Annotated in this window: 7 protein-coding genes; 1 reads left to right on the top strand and 6 read right to left on the bottom strand. The window is 56.4% G+C overall.

The genetic code is table 11. The features are described from left to right. Both JO226_RS12490 and JO226_RS12485 read right to left on the bottom strand, forming a co-directional pair. Positions 1–226 (bottom strand): LacI family DNA-binding transcriptional regulator (locus tag JO226_RS12490; RefSeq protein WP_293592533.1); only part of this gene is annotated, 226 nt, incomplete at its 3' end. 80 nt (positions 227–306) lie between these two features. Continuing rightward, the gene (locus JO226_RS12485; RefSeq protein ID WP_293592531.1) at positions 307–915 is read right to left on the bottom strand and encodes a hypothetical protein; all 609 of its coding nucleotides are present in this window, start codon (positions 913–915) and stop codon (positions 307–309) included. Between the two features lie 88 nt (positions 916–1,003). On the opposite strand from JO226_RS12485, the gene JO226_RS12480 reads away from it, so the two are divergent. Next, positions 1,004–2,431, top strand: coding sequence for a PLP-dependent aminotransferase family protein (locus JO226_RS12480; RefSeq protein ID WP_293592529.1), 1,428 nt, complete (start codon positions 1,004–1,006; stop codon positions 2,429–2,431). Positions 2,432–2,572: 141 nt separating this feature from the next. Here JO226_RS12480 and JO226_RS12475 read toward each other — a convergent pair whose 3' ends face one another. The 4 genes from JO226_RS12475 to JO226_RS12460 all read right to left on the bottom strand — a co-directional run. After that, complete coding sequence (locus JO226_RS12475) at positions 2,573–2,788, bottom strand: hypothetical protein (protein ID WP_293592527.1); 216 nt, start codon at positions 2,786–2,788, stop codon at positions 2,573–2,575. Continuing rightward, positions 2,785–3,033 carry a hypothetical protein gene (locus JO226_RS12470; RefSeq protein ID WP_293592525.1) on the bottom strand — a complete coding sequence of 83 codons (249 nt, stop codon included), beginning with the start codon at positions 3,031–3,033 and terminating at the stop codon, positions 2,785–2,787. The genes JO226_RS12475 and JO226_RS12470 overlap by 4 nt, the downstream gene beginning before the upstream one ends. 222 nt (positions 3,034–3,255) lie before the next feature. Further along, complete coding sequence (locus JO226_RS12465; protein ID WP_293592523.1) at positions 3,256–3,729, bottom strand: SRPBCC family protein; 474 nt, start codon at positions 3,727–3,729, stop codon at positions 3,256–3,258. Between the two features lie 77 nt (positions 3,730–3,806). After that, on the bottom strand, positions 3,807–4,192 hold a 386-nt coding region (locus JO226_RS12460; RefSeq protein WP_293592521.1), incomplete at its 5' end, for a GNAT family N-acetyltransferase.

The following is a 4,192-nucleotide window of genomic DNA, read 5'->3' as shown; positions in this document are numbered from 1 at the left end:
GTGCATGCAGCGCAAGATCGGTGCTCACCAGCCCCAGCGTTTTCAACTGCTTTCCGGCCAACAGCTGCGCGCCGCGGTTAGGCACATAGTTCAGGTCAGCCATCGCCTGCTGCACCTTCTCCCGGGTACGGGCGGAAACATGTTCAGCCTGGTTAATGACCCGGGAAACCGTCTGGTAAGAAACGCCTGCCGCGCTCGCAACATCATAAAGGGTTGTGGTTTTCATCATCACACAGGTCTAAGAACAGATGTCGCCAGTATAGCCTGACTCGTCTCACCAGATTGTGAGCGCTTCATAAAAATCATTCATGCTTCCACCTTATCACTTTCGGTGCAGCAGGCTGGCCGCTGGCGAAACCAGGGCAAACAAATCTGGATCAGCGGGCCTATCACCAGCGCATACAGCACCGTACCCGGCCCAAAGGTTCCGCCCAGCAGACAACCGACGATCAGAACCGAGACTTCGATGCTGGTGCGAATCATCCGCACCGACCAGCCCGTTCTGGCGTGAAGGCCGGTCATCAGGCCGTCACGCGGCCCGGCGCCAAAGCCAGCGCCAATGTACATTCCCGTTGCCAGCGCGTTCACCACCACGGCCGCCAGCAGCAACGCGCTGCGCACCCACAGCGATTCCAGCGTCGGCAGCACCGCAAGCGTGGCATCGGCGGCCAACCCCAGCACAATCACGTTGCTCAATGTCCCAAGCCCCGGTCGCTGGCGTAGTGGAATCCACAGCAGCAGCACCAGCGCGCCGGTCACGATCATGACCATACCGATGTTCATCGACAGCAGCCGGGCGACCCCAAGATGGAAAACGTTCCACGGGTCGGCGCCGAGATCGGCACGGACAAACATCGCGGTGGACACACCGTATAAACACAATCCGGCATACAGCTGAATCAAACGTCGCAGCACGAGAACCTCACATCATCATTGCCTAAAACGTCATCATCATCAAAAATGGACCTATATTTAATGACCAGTTTCAGGAAAGTGGACTGCTATGAATACACGCCGTTCCGGAAGTCAGTCGCTGGTGCGCCTGTTAGGGCACTGGCAGGAGGAAAATGCCCGCACGCCGCTATGGCGACAGCTGGCGCAGGCGCTGCGGCTGCTTATCCTCGACGGGCGTCTGGCGCTCGACAGCCGGCTTCCCGGCGAGCGCGAACTGGCGAGCGCGCTCAACGTCAGCCGGACAACGCTTGCCAGCGCGCTGGCGCAGCTGCGCGATGAGGGGTATATCGCGAGCCGCCACGGCAGCGGCTCGCGGGTCATGCTGCCTGCGCAGAACCCGCGAGTGCCAACGCGCATGTCCAGCGTCCAGGCGCTGGATCTCTCAACCGCCGCGCTCAGCGCCGGGCCGGAGATCCATCAGGCCTACAGCCACGCAATCCACCTGTTACCGCAGCACCTCGGCAGTTCCGGCTATGACCAGCAGGGGTTGCCCGCTCTGCGAGAGGCTATCGCCCGCCGCTACACCGAGCGTGGATTGCCGACCCGAGCCGATGAAGTGATGGTGGTGAACGGCGCCGTCAGCGGGCTGGCGCTGACGCTACGGATGATGACCGGCCCGGGTGACCGCGTGGTGGTCGATAACCCCACCTACCCGCTGGCGCTGGCGGCGATTCAGGGCGCATCCTGTCGCCCGATCGGCGTCGCCCTCCCCGGTCAGGGCTGGGATGTCGCAGGGTTTAGCGCAGCATTCGCCCAGACAGCCCCCCGTCTCGCCTACCTGATGCCGGATTTCCATAACCCGACCGGCCGCTGCATGGACCACACGACGCGCCAGCAGGTTGCCGACTTAGCGGCGCGGACCCGCACCACCCTGGTGGTGGATGAAACGATGGTCGACCTCTGGTATGACGCAGCCCCGCCGCCCCCGCTGGCGGCGTTTAATCCCGACGCGCCTGTCATCACCGTGGGCTCGACGGGAAAAAGCTTCTGGGGCGGTCTGCGGCTGGGGTGGATCCGCGCCGCTTCCCGCACCATCGCCTCGCTGATTCAGACCCGCGATACGCTCGATCTCGGCTCCCCGTTACTGGAGCAACTGGCCACCTGCTGGCTGCTGGAAAATGCGCAGCATTTGCTGCCCGCAAGACGACACATGCTGGCCGCGCGGCGTGATATGTGCAGCACGCTGATGGCGGAATACTTCCCGGCATGGCGCTACACGCAACCCGAAGGCGGGCTTTCATTCTGGGTGGAATTGCCCGGTATGCTGGCGACCCTGTTCGCAGCAAGGGCCGAAGGCGCAGGAATACATTTGGGCACCGGTACGCGGTTTGGACAGGACGGCGCGTTCGATCGCTGGCTGCGTTTGCCGTTTACTCAGCAGGATAATACGTTGCGGGATGCGTTTAAGACGTTACAGCCTATCTGGGATTCACTGAACGGTCAGCAGAATAATTCTCGTACAAGAAAAATAATATAAGAAAACAATGACGAGCCTGTCTTTCATCAGACTCGTCTAAATACATCGTCCTTAATGATATGAGATGATTGTGTCTTTCTTATGTCCACACATCATCACCGATCCTGATGTCGATGAAATGACAACAGGATGACAAGTATATTAATGCTGGCGTGGAATGGGGAACCCCTTCAGGGAAATAATAAAGCTATCGCCCTCTTTTTTTATTTTGGCGCCGGTATCGCACCAGTCGGAAGCAATGCGAAAGAACTCATCACTGCCCACATTCCAGTTAAGGCGAACATGTTTCACATAGCCAGAACGCAGAAGCTCGCAGGCTTCACCGTAGTTACTGGCGACTGAAAGTTGTGCTTTCATTTTTTCTTCTTCAAGAATTTACGTAATGCTTTGATTTCTTTAGGAGTAAGAGGAGTTACTTCTTCTTCGGTATGCTGGCTGTCAACGTCGTCTTCTGATACTCCCGCCTCTTCTGCACTTTCAAACGCAAGCTGCAGAAGTCGTTCTGTTGCTGCACTCAGAGTTTCATTATTCGATTCAGCGTAATGACGCAGGTGTTCTTTCAGTTCGGCTGTAATTTTAACATTCAATACCGCAGTAGTCATGGCCATGCTTCCCGTGCAATAAATTTAACTAATTAATACACTAAGTTAACAAACCGATCCAGAAATATATTTCTGGCTTATGACAACTGATAATTACCCACCGTTATTTTTCATCTTAATTATGACATTAAAATGACATATATATTTCAATACAATGACAATGTTAATTTGGGCTGCATAATATGCCCCCCAAATTAACCCTGTTAAGAATATGCCTTTCCGCTAGCGTTTCGCCAGTCCTTTTGCGTACTCGACAAGCTGATCCAGCACAATCCCCCACCCTTCATGGAATCCCATCTCTTCGTGGCGCTGACGATCCTCTGCGCTGCGGTGACGCGCCAGCGCGGTATATTTCGTTTTTCCCTCCCCGGCGTCTTCCAGGGTAAGAATCGCGGTCATAAACGGGTTTGCCGCCGGTTTCCAGCCTTCTGTATAGGCATCGGTAAAAACCAGCTTTTTCCCCTCTTCAATCTCGAGGTACACGCCTTCGTTTTTCATTTCGTGGCCGTCAACGTCAAAAGCCGCGTTAAAACGCCCCCCAACTTTGAGCGAAATATCGCATGACGTCACCCGGTGCGGCTTTGGCACAAAAAAGTGTTTGATGTGTTCGGGCGTTGTCCAGCACTCCCAGAGCAACTGGCGCGGCGCGTCGACAACGCGTTCCAGCAGCAGGTCGGTATTGGGATCGAATGACATACGGAGCTCCTCCGTCAGATGAAAAATTAGGGAAGCGCGATGCAGGGCATCGCGCTTACGCGTAACAGGCAGTGTAGTTAAACGCGGGCATTCTTCCACTTTCTCCACTCATCGCGGGTGATTTCCCACAGTTCGGAGTCGAGTTCACCCGCGACATACGGGCGCTTATCCATGCCGACCAGTCGCATACCGCTACGGCTGGAGATATTTTTTGAACGGGTGTTGGCGACCGCTTTCGGCGCCCTTAGCACCGGTTGGTCCAGCGACTCAAACCAGAATTCGGTGACGGCATCGCAGGCTTCCGACATGTATCCCTGCCCCTGCCATTCCGGCACCAGCCAGAATCCGCGGTTGTTGTCCGGCTGTTTCATCAGGCAGATAACGCCGATAAGCGTTTGCGCGTCCTCTTTACGTCGCAGCGTCCAGAACCAGCCTGTACCTGCAACCGACGCCGCCAGTGCGA

The sequence above is a fragment of the Pluralibacter sp. genome (assembly GCF_019237635.1).
Lineage (GTDB): Bacteria > Pseudomonadota > Gammaproteobacteria > Enterobacterales > Enterobacteriaceae > Enterobacter_B.
This window is presented reverse-complemented; position numbering and strand designations above follow the sequence as displayed.